15 protein-coding genes are annotated in these 16,011 nt (G+C 63.2%); 9 read left to right on the top strand and 6 right to left on the bottom strand.

Translation table 11 applies throughout. From position 1 onward, the window contains the following. Positions 1-46: 46 nt before the first annotated feature. The 3 genes from ACX3OZ_RS12850 to ACX3OZ_RS12840 all read left to right on the top strand — a co-directional run bounded on the left by ACX3OZ_RS12850 (position 47) and on the right by ACX3OZ_RS12840 (position 2,181). A complete protein-coding gene (locus tag ACX3OZ_RS12850) occupies positions 47-688 on the top strand; it encodes a MarC family protein (RefSeq protein ID WP_459094147.1) in 642 nt (213 codons plus the stop codon). 765 nt (positions 689-1,453) lie between these two features. Further along, positions 1,454-1,675, top strand: coding sequence for a hypothetical protein (locus ACX3OZ_RS12845; protein ID WP_459094148.1), 222 nt, complete (start codon positions 1,454-1,456; stop codon positions 1,673-1,675). 74 nt (positions 1,676-1,749) lie between these two features. Next, positions 1,750-2,181 carry a hypothetical protein gene (locus ACX3OZ_RS12840; protein ID WP_459094149.1) on the top strand — a complete coding sequence of 144 codons (432 nt, stop codon included), beginning with the start codon at positions 1,750-1,752 and terminating at the stop codon, positions 2,179-2,181. A gap of 7 nt (positions 2,182-2,188) precedes the next feature. Here ACX3OZ_RS12840 and ACX3OZ_RS12835 read toward each other — a convergent pair whose 3' ends face one another. After that, entirely contained in the window at positions 2,189-2,968 is a 780-nt protein-coding gene (locus tag ACX3OZ_RS12835) for a glycoside hydrolase family 25 protein (RefSeq protein WP_459094150.1), read from the bottom strand. A gap of 246 nt (positions 2,969-3,214) precedes the next feature. On the opposite strand from ACX3OZ_RS12835, the gene ACX3OZ_RS12830 reads away from it, so the two are divergent. Then, on the top strand, positions 3,215-4,732 hold the full coding sequence (locus ACX3OZ_RS12830; RefSeq protein WP_459104645.1) for a YifB family Mg chelatase-like AAA ATPase: 1,518 nt from the start codon (positions 3,215-3,217) through the stop codon (positions 4,730-4,732). Positions 4,733-4,761: 29 nt separating this feature from the next. On the opposite strand, the gene cfa is transcribed toward ACX3OZ_RS12830, so the two are convergent. Continuing rightward, complete coding sequence (gene cfa, locus ACX3OZ_RS12825) at positions 4,762-5,880, bottom strand: cyclopropane fatty acyl phospholipid synthase (RefSeq protein WP_459094172.1); 1,119 nt, start codon at positions 5,878-5,880, stop codon at positions 4,762-4,764. Between the two features lie 139 nt (positions 5,881-6,019). Here cfa and ACX3OZ_RS12820 point away from each other — a divergent pair, with 139 nt between their 5' ends. After that, positions 6,020-6,652, top strand: coding sequence for a DUF1294 domain-containing protein (locus ACX3OZ_RS12820; RefSeq protein WP_459104644.1), 633 nt, complete (start codon positions 6,020-6,022; stop codon positions 6,650-6,652). 74 nt (positions 6,653-6,726) lie between these two features. Here ACX3OZ_RS12820 and aceA read toward each other — a convergent pair whose 3' ends face one another. Both aceA and ACX3OZ_RS12810 read right to left on the bottom strand, forming a co-directional pair. Then, positions 6,727-8,010: an isocitrate lyase gene (gene aceA, locus ACX3OZ_RS12815; protein ID WP_459094174.1), complete on the bottom strand. Its 1,284-nt coding sequence runs from the start codon at positions 8,008-8,010 to the stop codon at positions 6,727-6,729. Positions 8,011-8,300: 290 nt separating this feature from the next. After that, the gene (locus ACX3OZ_RS12810; RefSeq protein WP_459094175.1) at positions 8,301-8,528 is read right to left on the bottom strand and encodes a hypothetical protein; all 228 of its coding nucleotides are present in this window, start codon (positions 8,526-8,528) and stop codon (positions 8,301-8,303) included. Between the two features lie 153 nt (positions 8,529-8,681). On the opposite strand from ACX3OZ_RS12810, the gene ACX3OZ_RS12805 reads away from it, so the two are divergent. Then, positions 8,682-10,091 (top strand): helix-turn-helix domain-containing protein, encoded by a 1,410-nt coding sequence (locus ACX3OZ_RS12805; RefSeq protein ID WP_459094176.1) that lies wholly within the window; start codon positions 8,682-8,684, stop codon positions 10,089-10,091. 14 nt (positions 10,092-10,105) lie between these two features. On the opposite strand, the gene ACX3OZ_RS12800 is transcribed toward ACX3OZ_RS12805, so the two are convergent. Then, complete coding sequence (locus ACX3OZ_RS12800; protein WP_459094177.1) at positions 10,106-10,819, bottom strand: helix-turn-helix transcriptional regulator; 714 nt, start codon at positions 10,817-10,819, stop codon at positions 10,106-10,108. Positions 10,820-10,970: 151 nt separating this feature from the next. Next, positions 10,971-11,981, bottom strand: coding sequence for an aldose epimerase family protein (locus ACX3OZ_RS12795; RefSeq protein ID WP_459094178.1), 1,011 nt, complete (start codon positions 11,979-11,981; stop codon positions 10,971-10,973). A gap of 119 nt (positions 11,982-12,100) precedes the next feature. Between ACX3OZ_RS12795 and ACX3OZ_RS12790 the strand changes: the two genes are divergently transcribed. From ACX3OZ_RS12790 to xylA, 3 genes are all read left to right on the top strand, one after another. Beyond that, complete coding sequence (locus ACX3OZ_RS12790) at positions 12,101-13,144, top strand: LacI family DNA-binding transcriptional regulator (protein WP_459094179.1); 1,044 nt, start codon at positions 12,101-12,103, stop codon at positions 13,142-13,144. 89 nt (positions 13,145-13,233) lie between these two features. Then, entirely contained in the window at positions 13,234-14,697 is a 1,464-nt protein-coding gene (gene xylB / locus ACX3OZ_RS12785; protein WP_459094180.1) for a xylulokinase, read from the top strand. After that, positions 14,694-16,001 (top strand): xylose isomerase, encoded by a 1,308-nt coding sequence (xylA, locus tag ACX3OZ_RS12780; RefSeq protein ID WP_459094181.1) that lies wholly within the window; start codon positions 14,694-14,696, stop codon positions 15,999-16,001. The genes xylB and xylA overlap by 4 nt, the downstream gene beginning before the upstream one ends. The last annotated feature ends 10 nt before the right edge of the window (positions 16,002-16,011 follow it).

The raw sequence follows: 16,011 nt of genomic DNA, 5'->3' as shown, positions 1-16,011 counted from the left end.
GGTCACGAAAACGCTAGGTCTATCTCGCTCTGAGGGGACCGGCGTCATGCCCACAACTACCTTTTTCGTCGCCTTCGCGACGCTGTTCGCCACTGTGGGCGTGGCCGATATCGCCTTTATCTTCGCGGCGCTGACCAAGCATCACACCTCCAAGCAGCGTTTTGCCTTCGCCACGCGTGGCGTCATCATCGCCGGCATCATCCTGTTGCTCTTCGGCGTGCTGGGCAATCCGATCCTCGAAGTCTTCGGCATCACCATTCCGGCGCTGCGTACCGCCGGCGGCCTGCTGCTGTTTTTGATCGCTATCGACATGGTGTTCGCCCGCCATTCGGGCGGCACCGGCACCACTGACGAGGAAGAGGTGGAGGCCCGCCAGCGCCAGGATATCGCCGTGTTTCCGCTGGCCATGCCCCTGCTCGCCGGCCCCGGTGCCATCAGCGCAGTGATCCTGCTGACCACCGGCACCAAGACCAATCTGGAATATTGGTCGGTGTTGCTGGCGGTGGTGGTGATCCTGTTTCTGGCCTGGCTGACGCTGCTGGTGGCGATTCCGATCCAGCGCGTGCTCGGGGTCACCGGGCTGGCGGTGGTGTCGCGCGTCGTCGGCATCCTGCTGGCCGCGCTGGCGGTGCAGTTTGTCTTTGACGGGATCCAGTCCAGCGGGTTGCTCGGCCATACGGCGGGCTGAACACCCTCGAAAATTCGCTAAAATTGCACCGTTAAGCAAGTCTTAACGCTGGCATTGACCGCCGCAGCGCCAAGGCGCAGTTGATGGGCTCAGACCTTCTGCTGGAGGACCGAGCCTGTGCGTATCGCTACCGTTATCGCCCTGATGATCCTGGCCATGCTGGCCGCCAGTTCCAGCCACGGCAGCGTGCCGCGCACGGACATTCTAGTGTCGATGGCCCCCAGCCTCGCATCCTGACGCCTGGCCACAAAAAAAAGGCGGCCGACCCCTGTCGACCGCCACATCTGTCGCGATTGGGACGCTTACTTCTTGGCGTTGCCAGCGCTACCCGAGCCCAGACCGGTGATCGGCTTGGCGGCGACGATCTTGTCCTTTTTGGGTTTCTTGGCTTCTTTGTTGCTGCGCATCTGACCCTTGGCCATTTCAGTCCTCCTCGGGCAAATTTGCCCGGTTCATAATAGGCGAAGGCTAGTCCCGACCCTGAGGGCTGGCAAGCCGATCCGGCATGTATGCCGGCAGTGATTTGACTTTCCGCCGCGTTCTGCTTTGATATGGGCATGCGCGCCAATCGTTCCGATCATCGCCAGCAGCACCGGATCCGCCTCCTTCGAGGTGTGTGACCTGGTTCGGCCACCTGCGTTGCAAGGGCCGGGCCAGGATAAGTCCCTAATTTTCCGCTGATTTTGCACCCGCTTTCCGCGGGTCAGTTGTCATCGTCCGTAGCACCCGCGTCTTGCCGACGCCGGGATGCGGCGATGCGTTTGTATGGATAATTCGATTATGACCTTCAAATATGCCGTCACCCTGCCCATTAGCGGCGCGCACAAGCTGCAGCGCTTCACCGATTGGGTCAAGTCGGTGCTACCCGATCTGGAATACAAGCTGCCGCCGCAGACCCCGGTCAAGACCGAAACCATGACCATCCGCCTGCGCGCTCTTGACGATCGCGCCCGCGTGCTGACGGCGCTCGGCACCAGCAAGCCCTGATTGACTGGCGCCGCGCCCTCCCTGGCGCGGCGCCCATTCCCTGTTTCATTTCAGCTGTTAAGGAGCCTCATAAAATGTCGGACTCGCCCCAGTTCGTCATGACCGATCGGGATTATGCCATTCTGCGCGGCATCGCCATGGCGCGCCCCTCAGGAGAACGCGGCTATTTCGATCTGCTTCGGCAAAAGCTCGTCCAGTCCGATGTTGTGGACTCCGAGATGATCGACCCTACCGTGGTCACCATGAACAGCCAGGTCCGCTATCGCGTCGGCGATGGCCGTTGGCTTGAACATAAACTGGTGCTCGGCGCCGCGCGCGAAGTCATCGGCCAGACCATTTCCCTGCGCTCGCTGCATGGGCTGGCGCTGCTCGGCATGCGCGACGAGCAGGAATTCACCTATGATTCCGAGCAGGGACCCGTCACCGTCAACTCGGTGCTGTATCAGCCCGAGGCCGATGCCGAGGTCGTCGATTATGGCCGCGCCCGCATGTGGCGCGGGCGCTAACCAAGTCCTATTTCGCCGACTGGCACCGGCCAGTCGGCCCCAATGAGGCAATGGCGCGCGGATCGCAGCCGGTCAGCAGGAAGGTGATCCAGTCATTCTGGTTGCCGTAGAAGGCATTGCGATCCACCTCGCCGCGCACGCCGCGCACCACGCCGGTCTGCGTCCACTGCCAGAAGGTCCAGGTGCGGTTGCCATAGCGCTCATGCGGCTCGGCAGCGGTCGAGCGCAGCCAGAACGCATTGGGGAAATAAGCGCCGTCGAGCACGTCGCGGTGGAAGTTCATGTCGGTATAGATGATCGGCAGCTTGCCGGTATGGCGCTCCATGGCGTCGAGCATGACGCGGATCTTTTCCAGCGCATCGGCGCGGCTTGGCTTGTTTTTGCAGCTCGAATGGTTGTTCCATTCTAGATCCAGCACCGGCGGCAGCGCATCGAAATCATTGGGCACATTCTGCACGAACCAGGCCGCCTGCTCGGAGGCCAGCGAGCACCAGGTCATGAAGTGATAGGCGCCGCGCGGCATGCCGGCTTCGCGCGCCCGCACCCAGTTCACCCGGAAATTGGGGTCGATATAGTCCTTGCCCTCGGTCGCCTTCATGAAGACGAAATGGATGCCGGACTGAAACGCCTGTCGGAAATCGACATTTTCCTGATAGCGCGCCACGTCGATCCCCTGGATCGGCATCGCCCTGGCCCGGTCGACGCCCGAATGGGGGCGGTTATCGCCCTGGATCGGGCCATACAGCCCGCCGCCGGACGAACAGGCGACCAATATTGCGGCCAGCATGGCCGAAACCGTGCCCTTTGCGATCGCAGAAAACGAGGGAAAAGGCCGGCTGGCAAGCATCGGATCACAACTCTACGCAAGACTGACTGAGCCTTTGATTCAACATGGCGCGGTTAACGGAGGATTAGGTTTACCTATGTGGCAAGCGGCGTGGTTAACATGCCGTATTTCGTTCGCTTTACGTTCTTGTGAGCCTCGGTTTGCTTTGCTACTCTGCGGCGGGGCTTGGGGCTTGGGGCATGGACGATGGTCACCCGCGTAGCGACAGTCGCGTTTCAAGGCATCGAGGCGGTGCCGGTCGATGTGCAGGTGCAGATCGCGCCCGGCCTGCCGAAAATCATTCTGGTCGGCCTGCCCGACAAGGCAGTCAATGAATCCGGCGAACGGGTCCGCGCCGCGCTGATCGCCTCGGGGCTCGGCCTGCCGCCCAAGCGCATCGTGGTCAATCTGGCGCCGGCCGACCTGCCCAAGGAGGGCAGTCATTACGATCTGCCCATTGCGCTCGGCATCATGGCCGCCATCGGCGCCATTCCGCAGGACGCGCTGGACGGCTATCTGGCGCTGGGCGAATTGGGGCTCGACGGCCGCCTCGCCCATGTCGGTGGCATCTTGCCAGCGGCGATTGCCGCACAGAGCCGCGATCTGGGGCTGATCTGCGCCGCCCCCTCGGGCGCCGAGGCCGCCTGGGCAGGTGATGGGCTCGATATCATCGCCGCCGAAAGCCTGTTGGCGCTGGTCAATCACCTCACCGGCCATCAATTGGCGGCGCGGCCAACGCCCCGCAAGCGCCCGGCGCCCGAGGGCCTGCCCGATCTCAGCGACGTGCGCGGCCAGTTGGTGGCGCGGCGGGCGCTGGAAGTGGCAGCAGCCGGTGGCCACAATATGCTGATGATCGGCCCGCCCGGCGCCGGCAAATCCATGCTGGCGGCACGCCTGCCCTCGATCCTGCCGCCGCTTGAACCGCGTGAACTGCTCGATATCTCGATGATCCAGTCGATTGCCGGCGCTTTGGTCGGCGGCGCGCTGTCGGATCGCCGACCATTCCGCGCCCCGCATCACTCGGCCTCGATGGCGGCACTGGTCGGCGGTGGCTTGCGGGTGAAACCGGGCGAGGTGAGCCTGGCGCATAATGGCGTGCTGTTTCTCGATGAACTGCCCGAATTTGCCCCCAGCGTGCTGGACAGCCTGCGCCAGCCGCTGGAAGCGGGCGAAACAATCATCGCCCGCGCCAATGCGCGGGTCACCTATCCCAGCCGGGTGCAACTGATCGCGGCGATGAACCCGTGCAAATGCGGCATGGCCGGCACCCCCGGTCACACCTGCAAGCGTGGCCGGGCCTGTGCCGATGATTATCAGGCGCGCATCTCGGGGCCGTTCCTTGACCGCATCGATATCCGCATCGACCTACCGGCGGTTTCGGCCGCCGACATGATCATGCCATCCACCATCGCCGAAAGCTCCGCCGTGGTGGCCGAGCGGGTGGCGCGCGCCAGGGTGCGGCAGCGCCAGCGTTATGCCGAGCATCCCGGCATCTTCACCAATGCCGCCGCCAGCGCGACGCTGATTGAGGTTCTGGTCAATCCGGACAAGGAGAGTCAGGCGCTGCTGCTGCAAGCCGCCGAGCGCTTCAACCTCTCGGCCCGCGCCTATCACCGCGTGCTCAAAGTAGCCCGCACTCTGGCCGATCTGGCCGGCGTGGACAGTGTCGGTCGCCCGCATATCGCTGAGGCTCTGAGCTATCGGCTCAATTTCGGCGCCACTTGAAGCCTATGTGTTTCACGTGAATCCGCCCCTCAGCGGATGCTGACATAGCCGCCCGGCACGCCCTTGGGCGACAGCACTACCTGCCACAGGCTGATATTGCGGGCGCGAAACAGCGCCGCGAAGACGCTGAGATAGTAGCGCCACATGCGGCGGAAGCGTTCGTCATATTGCTCGCTGATCAGTTCTGGCCAGGCCGCATCGAAATTGTCGCGCCAGGCCATCAGGGTGCGATCATAGTCAGCACCGAAATTATGCCAGTCCTCCATCACGAACAGGCCTTCAATGGCCTTGCCGATCTGGGCGACGGAGGGGAGCATGCCATTGGGAAAGATGTATTTTTCGCTCCACGGATCGCCATGGGTGGTGGAGTGGTGCCCGCCAATGGAATGCAGCAGCATCAGCCCATCCGGCTTGAGCAGACTGGCGGCCTTGTCGAAATAGGCACGGTAATTCTTGTAGCCGACATGCTCGAACATGCCGATCGAGATGATGCGGTCGAACTGCCCGTCCAGCGCCTGATAATCGAGCAGTTTCGTTTCCACCTTCAGCCCCGCCGTCCGGGTATTGGCCAGCGCCGCCTGTTCCTTGCTGACGGTGACGCCAACGCCGGACACGCCATAGCGTTCGGCGGCAAATTGCAGGAAACCGCCCCAGCCCGAGCCGATATCGAGAATATGCATCCCCGGCATCAGCCCCATCTTGCGGCAGATCAGGTCGAGCTTGGCCTCCTGCGCCGCGTCGAGATCGCCGGCGTCCCGCCAATAGGCACAGGAATAGATCATCCGGCTGTCGAGCATAGCGGCATAGAGATCGTTGCCGATGTCGTAATGCTTCTCGCCCACCTCGGTGACATGTAGCCGCTGCAGGTTGAGCAGCTTGCCTCGAGCCACGCTCCACAGTTCCGCCAGATCCTTGGGAAAGGCGTCCTGAATATGGGCATTCATAAGCTTGAACAGGAATTGATCCAGTTCGGGCGCGTCCCACCAGCCATCCATATAGCTTTCGCCCAGCCCCAGCGTGCCATCGCGCAGCAGGCGGGCCCAGAGTCGTTCATCATGGATTTGCGGGTCGGTTGGCCGGTCGCCATTGGGCGTAATTCCGGCTTTGTCGAGTTGGCTTACAACGAAGCGCTTGGCTGATTGGGACATGGCAGCAGCAGCTATTTGGTCGGCACTGCGGGAAAGCCTATAACCATCCTGGTTGAACGGCCAACAGAAATTAGCTTTTGCTTAAGCCTCGTTAACCTTCTGCCCCATATTGGTGACGGCAACTGCCGGCAGGGTGATGATGAGAAGATCGGGCGAACTGGTCCAGTGGAATAACAAGGGCGGCTATGGCTTCGTGCGCGATGACGCGGGGCGGGACTATTACGTCCATATTTCCAAGGTGTCGGGCGGCGCGCGCCCGCGCATTGGCGATCAGCTCAGCTTCGATACCGCCATCGGCCGCAAAGGCCGGCTGTCGGCCGTTGATGTCACCGTTGCCGTCGCGGCCGCCGTGGTGCCAACATTGCGCGATGTCCGGCAGGGCGGCGGGAATGTCTCGCGCTACAAATTGGGGCTGCGCACCGCCGCTGCAACGCTGATGACGCTGCTGATCCTCTGGGCCATCGGCACCGAGCGGGCGCCGGTCTGGCTTGGCCTGCTTTATGCCGCCATGGGCACCGGCAGCGCCCTGCTCTATCGTTTTGACAAGCTCTATGCGCTCACCGGCAAATACCGGGTCAGCGAAACCAATCTGCATGTCGTCGATCTGTGCTGCGGCATTATTGGCGGCTTGGCGGCGCAGGAAGTCTATCGCCACAAGACCGTCAAACCGCGCTTCGTCGCCACCACCTGGGCCATTGCCCTGCTGCACACGCTCGGTCTGGCAGCACTGGCCTTCGGCCTGCTGGGCGCGCTGTTGCCGGTGGCGGGGTAAGGTCGCCCTCCCCAAAAACGCGGTGTCATCCCGGCCTTGAGCCGGGATGACACCGTGATTGGGGGTAGCAGCAGCTAGTGAAACTGCGCCGTTTCCGTGCTTTCGCCCATTGCGGTGGTGGCGCTTTTGCCTTCGCTCACCGCCATCGACACCGCATCGAAATACGACGTGCCCACCTCGCGCTGGTGCCGCACCGCCGAAAAACCATGCGCCTCGGCGGCAAATTCGGCCTGTTGCAGCCGGCTATAGCCCGCCATGCCGTCCTGCTTGTAGGCGCGGGCCAATTCGAACGTGGTGAGGCTGAGATTGTGGAAGCCCGCCAAGGTGATGAACTGGTATTTATAGCCCATCGCCGCAATTTCACGCTGGAAGCGGGCCATCGCGCCTTCGTCCATATGCTTGGCCCAGTTGAAGCTGGGCGAACAATTGTAGGCCAGCATCTGCTCCGGATGCACCTTGCGCACCGCCTCGGCAAATTTCTTCGCTTCGGCCAGATCAGGCGTGCTGGTTTCGCACCAGATCAGATCGGCATAGGGCGCATAGGCAATGCCGCGGGCGATGGCCGCGTCGATGCCGCCCTTGAGCAGGTAAAACCCTTCCGAGGTCCGCTCGCCGGTGACGAAAGGCGCGTCATATGGGTCGATATCCGAGGTGATCAGCCGCGCTGCTTCCGCATCGGTGCGCGCCATGATCAGCGTCGGCACGCCCATCACGTCGGCCGCCAACCGCGCCGCATTCAGCGTGCGGATGAACTGGCTGGTCGGCACCAGCACCTTGCCGCCCAGATGGCCGCATTTCTTTTCCGAAGCCAGCTGGTCCTCGAAATGCACCGCCGCGGCGCCGGCCTCAATCATTGCCTTCATCAGCTCAAAGGCATTGAGCGCGCCGCCAAACCCGGCTTCGGCATCGGCGATGATCGGCACGAAAAAGTCGTGATCGGTGGTGGCGATGCCGTCGGCCTGTTCCATGGTCTGGATCTGGTCGGCCCGCTGCAGCGCCTTGTTGATGCGCTTGACCACCGATGGCACGCTGTCCACCGGATAGAGGCTCTGGTCGGGATACATATTGCCCGAGCTATTGGCATCGGCCGCAACTTGCCAGCCGCTAAGATAGATCGCCTTCAGCCCGGCCTTGACCTGCTGCACCGCCTGATTGCCGGTAAAGGTGCCCAGCGTCGGCACGAAATCCTCACTCTGCAGCAGCTCCCACAGCCGGCGCGCACCGTTTTCGGCCAGCGTATGGCGGATCGGCAGCGACCCGGACAGCCGGGCAATATCGGCCTGCGTGTAATTGCGGGCAATATTGCGCCAGCGGTCGGGGGCATAATCGGGCGTCGGGAATTGTGGCTTATCGAGCATGTGTCTTCTCCTTGAGACATGGCTTCGCCGGTCCGGTGAACCGGGCGTTTTGGTGATTCACGTGGAACACTGCGGGGCGTCCGGCAGCGCCGGCGAAAGGCTCCAGTGGAGCCTTTCGAGCCAAGCAGGCCATAAGAGCTATGCTCGAATGGCTTGCAGGCCGAACAACCACCGCGCGGCACCTCCCCCTTGAAGGGGGAGGATGGGAGGGGGCGAGAGCCCGGATATCGCGGCTCTCATCCCCACCCTTGATCCCTCCCCGCAAGGGGGAGGGTGTCGACTGAGAGATTTTACCCCAGCACCTTCCGGCTGAACGTCGCGGCAATCATGCCGTTACCGGAAAACAGCTCGGTGCTGCCCTCCCCGCCGACCAGCGAAAACTGGTGGCGGCCAATCTTGCCGGCAATGGCATAGCCCTGGGTGTCGAGGCCACGCGCCTTGAACTGCGCCATGGCTTCAACCGCCGTCGGGGCGATGATGGTCAGATATTCCTCGCGTTCGCTAATGGACGGGCTCATCCGAAAGTCTCCTCGTTTTGTTGATGTAAAGATTTGACAAAACGCCGAGACATGCAAGAAATAAGCGCATAAGGCCGAGTAAAGCTGTAAAGCAGCGGTCAAGTTTCGGCGGCAGATTTGTAAAGTCTGTCAACAGAAGCCGGAGGAGCAGCGATGAACGAGACGCAGGACATGCAGATCGGCGGCCGCATTAAGCGGTTGCGGCGGCAGAAGAAAATCGCCCAGGCCGATCTGGCGCAGGCGCTGGGCATTTCCGCCAGCTATCTCAATCTGATCGAGCATAATCGGCGCAAACTCACCGTGCCGCTGCTGTTTTCCATTTCCGGCTATTTCGGCGTCGAGCCGGGTGAGCTGGTCGATAGCGATGAGGGGCGGCTGGTCGGCGATTTGATGGAAGCCTTTGGCGACGATCTGTTCGCCGATAGCGATGTCACCAATCTCGAAATCCGCGACCTGGCCCACGCCAATCCGGCCGCTGCGCGGGCCATTCTCAAGCTCTATGACCGCTACCAGCTGGTGGCCAAATCCGGCCCGGCCCCGGTCGCCGCCGGCGAAGCCGAACCGTTCCACCTCGCCACCGACGCGATTTCTGATTTCCTGCAGGAAAACCTCAATCATTTCGCGGCACTGGAAGCCGCTGCCGAGCGGGTGCGCGCCGACATCGACCATGGTGGCGACAATTTCGACTATGGCTTGCGCACCTATCTGTTCAACGTGTTCGGGCTGGAAGTGCGGCTGGCCTCACTGCCGCATGGCATTGCCCGCCAGCTCGATCAGCGGCGCCAGCATTTGCTGGTCTCCGATATCGTGCCGGCTGAATCGGCGCTATTCCTCATCGCCCACCAACTCGGCCAGCTCGCCGCCGGCGCCGAAATCGACGCCATCATTGCCGATTCCGCCCTGCCCGAGGGCGATGCGCCGGTGCTGGCGCGCAATGTGCTGTCGGCCTATTTCGCGGCGGCGCTGGTCATGCCCTATGAGCCGTTCCTGCGCGCCTGTCGCGACTATCGCTATGATATCGAGCGCGTTGCCCGCCGCTTTGGCGCCAGTTTCGAGCAGGTCTGCCACCGCATGACCACGCTGCAGCGTAAGGGCGCCGCCGGCATTCCGCTGCATCTGGTGCGCACCGATATTGCCGGCAATATTTCCAAGCGCTTTTCGCTGTCGGGCATTCACATTCCGCGCCATTCGGGCGCCTGTCCCCGCTGGAATATCTATTCGGCGTTTCTCAGCCCCGAGCGGATCAATATCCAGCTCAGCCAGATGCCGGATGGCCAAAAGTATTTCTGCATCGCCCGCACCATTTCCAAGGGCGACCACCGCTACAACGCGCCGCGTCGCTATATGTCGATCGGGCTGGGCTGCTCCATCCACCACGCCAAGGAGATGATCTATTCCGACGGCATGGATCTGACCGGCGACAGCCAGCTGGTGCCGATTGGCGTCGGCTGCCGCATCTGCCCGCGCCTCGAATGCGGCCAGCGCGCCCATCCCCCCGCCGATCACCGCTTTCGCTTCGACGACGCCGTGCGACCGGAAAGTCTTTATGCGCGCATGGGGTGAAGGCGGCGAAGCCTCTACTTCAAATCCCGGCCCTCATAGCGCCGGTCGTGCTCCCAACTCTCGTGCCATTCGCGTTCCAGCACGGCGCGGCGCTTGCCATAGCGCTCCTCGGTTATGGTAAGCGCCACAATGCGGTCGGTGCGGAAATTGCGAAAAGCCTGCCGCAGGCAGCACCAGGCGGCGATGGTCTGCTTGCCTTCGTAATAGGCCAGCTGCACCGGCCAGATGGTGCGTTCCGTGGCGTTGCCGGCCTCGTCCTCATAGGCAATGGTCAGCGCCTTTTCCGTGCGCATCGCCTGGCGCACCTGCCCCAATATCGGCATCGGCTGGCGATTATTGCTCCACACCGCGACCGGCCACAGCCCGGTATCGTTGATCCGGTCGCGCAGATCTTCCGGCGAGGCGGTGGCGATCTTGGCCAGCGCGTTCTGGGCGGCGGCGCCCAGCCCGTCATCGGGTTGCGCCCCGACCCAGCGCGCGCCCAGCACCAGCGCTTCCAGCTCTTCCGGCGTGAACATCAAAGGGGGCAAAAAGAATCCGGGTTTCAGCATATAGCCCACCCCCGCCTCGCCATCGATCGGCGCGCCCAGCCCGATAAGCGTCTGCACATCGCGATACAGCGTGCGCACCGAGACGCCCTGCTCTTCGGCCAAAACTGCCGCCGTGACCGGGCGGCGGTGCCGCCGCAAGGCGTCCATGACCGCAAACAACCGCTCGGTTTTGTCCATGCATCAGTCTCCCGTGGCGGATTGGGATGCCAGATTCCCGGCCCGGGGCCAACTGTCCAGCACAAACGGGACATGACGGTGTCTCCAGTGGATCACACCGCCAACCGTGCCCGAGCGTGCTGACAAAATCCGTCAGCAGCGCTGCGATGCCTCAGGCAATTTCGAATTCGCACCAATGGCGATAGGGGCGCTCGGGCGAGTAGATCACATTGGGGAAATGCGGATTATGCAGCGCATCGGCGAAAGCCTGGTCTTCGAGGCAGAAGCCGGCATGCTTGCCATAGCTCTTGCCGCCCAATCCCGGCACCGGAACCGCGGTCCACACCCCGTTATAGACCTGCACCCCCGGCCGGTCGCTCCACAGCTTCAGCGTCAAGTCCTGGTTCGGCGACACCACACTGGCAATCGGATCAGCATTGCTGCGCCCGGTGTCGAGCGCCATGCCGATATCGTAATCCACTGGCTGGCCAGCCGCATCGCGCATGGTCCTCGGCGTGCGCAGGTCATAAATCGTGCCGCGCGACGGCAGGATGGCGCCGGTCGGGGCCAGATCGTCGCCCAGTTCGGTATAGGCGCTGGAATTGACCTGGATGGAATGGTCGAGCACATCGGCACTGGTGCCGAGGTTGAAATATTGATGCTGCACCAGGCTGATCGGCGTCGGCCGGTCGGTGGTGGCGCTCAGTTCGAGCCGCAGTTTGTTGCCAGCCAGCGTATAGGTCGCCGAAAAATTGACATTGCCGGGATAGCCCATGGCGCCATCGGGCGAAAAATGAGTGAAGCGCACGGCATTATTGGCCTCATCGACCTGCCCGTCCCACACTTGCCTTCCCAGTCCCTCGGTGCCGCCATGCAGCTGCAATTTGCCGGCATTGGCGGGCAGATTGTAGGTCTTGCCGTTCAGCTCGAAGCTGGCATCCTTGACGCGATTGGCGACCCGTCCGGCCAGTGAGCCGAAATGCGGGCTATGCGCCGGATAGGCGTCGAAGCTGTCAAAACCCAGCACCACCGAGCGACTGCCGCCAGCCACCGGCACGCGCCAGTCGCGCACCACCACGCCATAGGAAATCAGGTCGACGGCGACGCCGGTATCGCTGAGCAGCGAGAACTGATCGACCCGCTTGCCGTTGAATTCGCCAAAATTCGCTACTGAAATACCCATGGCCGCCCCCAGAAAAATCGCGGCAAGCTGTAGCCTGCTTCGCCACCCGCCTGCAACGATACACTTGACGTTTGGCCGCGCGCCGCCAAAGCTTGGTGCGAACAAACGAGGGTCCCAGCGTGAACGAGATTGGTTTGAGACGCCGGGCCACGGTGCATGATGTGGCGCGGGCGGCCGGCGTTTCCCTGGCCACTGTCGATCGCGTGCTCAATGCTCGCCCGGGCGTGCGCGCCGCCACCGTCGAGAAAGTCGAAGCCGCCATCGCCGAGATCGGTTTCCAGCGCGATCTCAGCGCCTCGCTGCTGGCCCGCGCCCGCGACCTCAAGTTGACCTTCGTCATTCCCGACAGCTCCAATGAGTTCATGGCCAGCCTCGCCGACGCTGTCGAGCGCCGCAGCGCCCCGGCTTTGGCCGATCGCATGCATATCGAGACCCGCCGGGTCCGTGCGCTGGACGCCAACGCGCTGGCGCAAAGCCTCGACGCGCTCGATGCCCGCAATTGCGACTGCGCCATCATCGTTGCCAGCGACGAGGCCTCGGTGCGCACCGCCGTCGACAGCGCCACGCGGCGCGGCATTGCGGTGATGACGCTGGTGTCCGACCTGCCGGGCACCCAGCGCCGCCATTTCATCGGCATCGACAACGCCGCCGCCGGCCGCACCGCTGCCTCGCTGATGGGGCGGTTCCTGCCGCAGGGCGGCAAAATCGCGGTCATCGCCGGCTCGCTGCAATTGCGCGACCACGCCGACCGCCTCGCCGGCTTCCGCGCCGTTCTCAGTGCTGAATTTCCCGCCATCACGCTGATCGGCCCGCTTGAGGGGCATGATGAGCGCAGCGAAACGCAGGCCCTGGTGGACCAACTGCTGGAGCAGCACCGCGACCTGGTTGGAATCTATAATCTGGGTGCCGGCAATGCCGGTCTGGTCGGGGCGCTCGATGCCTCGAGCCGCGCCGGCGCCATCCGCGTCATCGCGCATGAATTGACCGATCCGACCCGCAGCGGGCTGCAATCCGGCGCCATTGATGTGGTGCTGGACCAAAACCCGGATGGTGAAATCCGGCAGGCCATCGCTGTCGCCCGCACCCTGGCGCTCGGCGGCAGCAGCAAGGGCGCCGTGGACCCCATTGAAATCGGGATTTTCCTGCGCGACAATCTGCGCTAAGACCTTCGGTCATCACCACAAGACGGGCCCGAAATCGGGCGGGAGGACGTTGAGATGTTGTTGCTGCCCAGAATTGAGGTACGTGCCTCATGACCTATCTTGGCATTGATATCGGCACCTCCGGCGTCAAGGCGCTGCTGATTGATGAGCATGGCCGCGCCCTGGGCGAGGCCTCGGCCGCCGCCGTCGAGCCGGTCCGGCCGCATCCCGGCTGGTCCGAGCAAAACCCCACTGACTGGTGGACCGCGACCCTCGCCGCCGTCGACGCGCTCAGCAAAAGCCACCCGACCGAACTGGCGTCGGTGCGCGGCATTGGCCTGTCCGGCCACATGCATGGCGCCACCTTGCTCGGCAAAAACGATGAAATCCTGCGCCCGGCCATCCTGTGGAACGATGGCCGCTCGGCCGCCGAATGCCGGGAAATGGAAGCCGCGCTCCCCCGCCTGCGCGAGATCGCCGGCAACATCGCCATGCCCGGCTTCACCGCGCCCAAAATCGCCTGGGTGCGCAAGCACGAGCCGGCAATCTACGAACAGATCGCCAAAGTGCTGCTGCCCAAGGCCTATGTGCGCCTGCTGCTCAGCGGCGAGCATGTAGAAGACATGTCCGACGCCGCCGGCACGCTGTGGCTCGATGTCGGCAAGCGCGACTGGTCCGACGAGCTGCTCGCCGTCACCGGCCTCAACCGCTCGCATATGCCGCGTCTGGTGGAAGGCTCCGCCCCCTCGGGCTTTCTCAAGCGCGATCTGGCCCAACGCTGGGGCATGAACGAGAATGTGGTGATCGCCGGCGGCGCGGGCGACAATGCCGCCTCGGCCTGCGGCATTGGTGCCATCCGGCCCGGCGAGGGCTTTGTCTCGCTCGGCACCTCGGGCGTGCTGTTCGTCTCCAATGACAGGTTCCGCCCCAATACTGCCGGCGCGGTCCACGCTTTCTGCCACGCCATCCCCGATACCTGGCACCAGATGGGCGTCATCCTCTCGGCCACCGATAGCCTCAACTGGCTGAGCAAGCTCACCGGCCAGAAGCAGGCGCAACTTTCCGCCGCCGCCGAAGCCCAGTTCACCGGGCCGGGCGAGGAAATCTTCCTGCCCTATCTTTCGGGCGAGCGCACCCCGCACAACAACGCCGCGGCGCGCGGCAGCTTCGTCGGCCTCTCCCACCTTTCCGACCCGGCCAAGCTGGCCCAGGCGGTGATGGAGGGCGTCGCCTTTGCCTTCCGCGACAGCCAGCGCGTGCTCACCGACGCCGGCACAAAAATCGACCGGTTGCTGGCCGTCGGCGGCGGCAGCAAATCGGCGCTGTGGCTCAAGCTGATCGCCACCAATCTCGATATGGAAATCGCCCTCCCCGAGGACGGCGATTTCGGTGGCGCGCTGGGTGCGGCCCGGCTCGGCCTCTGCGCCGCCGAAGGGGCCGACCCCAAAACGGTGATGACCATGCCGCCGATTAAAACCGTGATTGCGCCCGACCGAAGCCTGTCGGCCGCCTATTCCGACCAATATGCGCGCTTTGCCGCGCTCTATCCCGCTATTGAGGAGGCACGTAAGTGACGGATTTCTTTAAGAATATCGCCCCGGTCAAGTTCGAGGGCCCGGACAGCACCAACCCGCTGGCCTATCGCCACTACAACAAGGACGAGATCGTCCTCGGCAAGCGCATGGAGGATCATATCCGCCCCGGCGTCGCCTATTGGCACAGTTTTGCCTGGGAAGGTGGCGACCCGTTTGGCGGCCGCACGTTCGATCGCCCCTGGTATGACAAGGGCATGGAGGGCGCGCGCCTCAAGGCGGATGTGGCGTTTGAGCTGTTCGATCTGCTCGACATGCCGTTCTTCTGCTTCCACGACGCCGATATCGCCCCCGAAGGCGCGAGCCTGGCCGAGAGCAATCGCAATGTCCGCGAGATCGGCGAAATCTTCGCCCGCAAGATGGAAACCAGCCGCACCAAGCTGCTCTGGGGCACGGCTAACCTGTTCTCCAATCGCCGCTACATGTCCGGCGCCGCCACCAATCCCGATCCGGAAATCTTCGCCTATGCCGCCGGCCAGGTGAAGAACGTGCTGGAGCTGACCCATGAGCTGGGCGGCGCCAATTACGTGCTGTGGGGCGGCCGCGAGGGCTATGAAACCCTGCTCAACACCAAGATTGGCCAGGAACAGGACCAGATGGGCCGTTTCCTGCATCTGGTGATCGAGCATGCCGAAAAGATCGGCTACAAGGGCCAGATCCTGATCGAGCCCAAGCCGCAGGAGCCGAGCAAGCACCAGTACGACTTCGACGTCGCCACGGTCTATGGCTTCCTCAAGAAGTACGACCTCGAAACCAAGGTGAAGTGCAATATCGAGGTCGGCCACGCCTTCCTCGCCAACCACACTTTTGAGCACGAACTGGCGCTGGCCGCCTCGCTGGGCATTCTGGGTTCGGTTGACGCCAACCGCAACGATATCCAGTCCGGCTGGGACACCGACCAGTTCCCCAATTCGGTGCCAGAGACCACGCTGGCCTTCTACCAGATCCTCAAGGCCGGTGGCCTGAACTCGGGTGGCTGGAACTTCGACGCCAAGGTGCGCCGCCAGTCGATCGATCCGGCTGATTTGCTCTATGGTCACATTGGCGGCCTCGATGTGCTGGCCCGCTCGCTCAAGGCGGCGGCCGCGCTGATCACCGACGGCACCTATGACCAGGCGCTCGACGCCCGCTATGCCGGTTGGAACGGCGAACTCGGCCAGGGCATTCTCGGCGGCAAGCTGTCGCTCGCCGATCTGGCCGCCAAGGTCGATGCCGAAAACCTCAACCCGCAGCCCAAATCCGGCCAGCAGGAATATCTGGAAAACCTGATCAACCGCTTCGTCTGATTGGTCATTC

Source organism: Devosia sp. A369, assembly GCF_054489345.1.
The sequence above is the reverse complement of the archived record's forward strand: the minus strand, read 5'-3'. Positions and strand labels throughout refer to the sequence as shown.

Excerpts from the sequence above, each read along its gene's own strand:
- ACX3OZ_RS12850 (WP_459094147.1), top strand. The coding sequence starts at position 47 with ATGCCCACAACTACCTTTTTCGTCGCCTTCGCGACGCTGTTCGCCACT.
- ACX3OZ_RS12845 (WP_459094148.1), top strand. The coding sequence starts at position 1,454 with ATGGATAATTCGATTATGACCTTCAAATATGCCGTCACCCTGCCCATT.
- ACX3OZ_RS12840 (WP_459094149.1), top strand. The coding sequence starts at position 1,750 with ATGTCGGACTCGCCCCAGTTCGTCATGACCGATCGGGATTATGCCATT.
- ACX3OZ_RS12835 (WP_459094150.1), bottom strand. The coding sequence starts at position 2,968 with ATGCTGGCCGCAATATTGGTCGCCTGTTCGTCCGGCGGCGGGCTGTAT.
- ACX3OZ_RS12830 (WP_459104645.1), top strand. The coding sequence starts at position 3,215 with ATGGTCACCCGCGTAGCGACAGTCGCGTTTCAAGGCATCGAGGCGGTG.
- cfa (WP_459094172.1), bottom strand. The coding sequence starts at position 5,880 with ATGTCCCAATCAGCCAAGCGCTTCGTTGTAAGCCAACTCGACAAAGCC.
- ACX3OZ_RS12820 (WP_459104644.1), top strand. The coding sequence starts at position 6,020 with ATGAGAAGATCGGGCGAACTGGTCCAGTGGAATAACAAGGGCGGCTAT.
- aceA (WP_459094174.1), bottom strand. The coding sequence starts at position 8,010 with ATGCTCGATAAGCCACAATTCCCGACGCCCGATTATGCCCCCGACCGC.
- ACX3OZ_RS12810 (WP_459094175.1), bottom strand. The coding sequence starts at position 8,528 with ATGAGCCCGTCCATTAGCGAACGCGAGGAATATCTGACCATCATCGCC.
- ACX3OZ_RS12805 (WP_459094176.1), top strand. The coding sequence starts at position 8,682 with ATGAACGAGACGCAGGACATGCAGATCGGCGGCCGCATTAAGCGGTTG.
- ACX3OZ_RS12800 (WP_459094177.1), bottom strand. The coding sequence starts at position 10,819 with ATGGACAAAACCGAGCGGTTGTTTGCGGTCATGGACGCCTTGCGGCGG.
- ACX3OZ_RS12795 (WP_459094178.1), bottom strand. The coding sequence starts at position 11,981 with ATGGGTATTTCAGTAGCGAATTTTGGCGAATTCAACGGCAAGCGGGTC.
- xylB (WP_459094180.1), top strand. The coding sequence starts at position 13,234 with ATGACCTATCTTGGCATTGATATCGGCACCTCCGGCGTCAAGGCGCTG.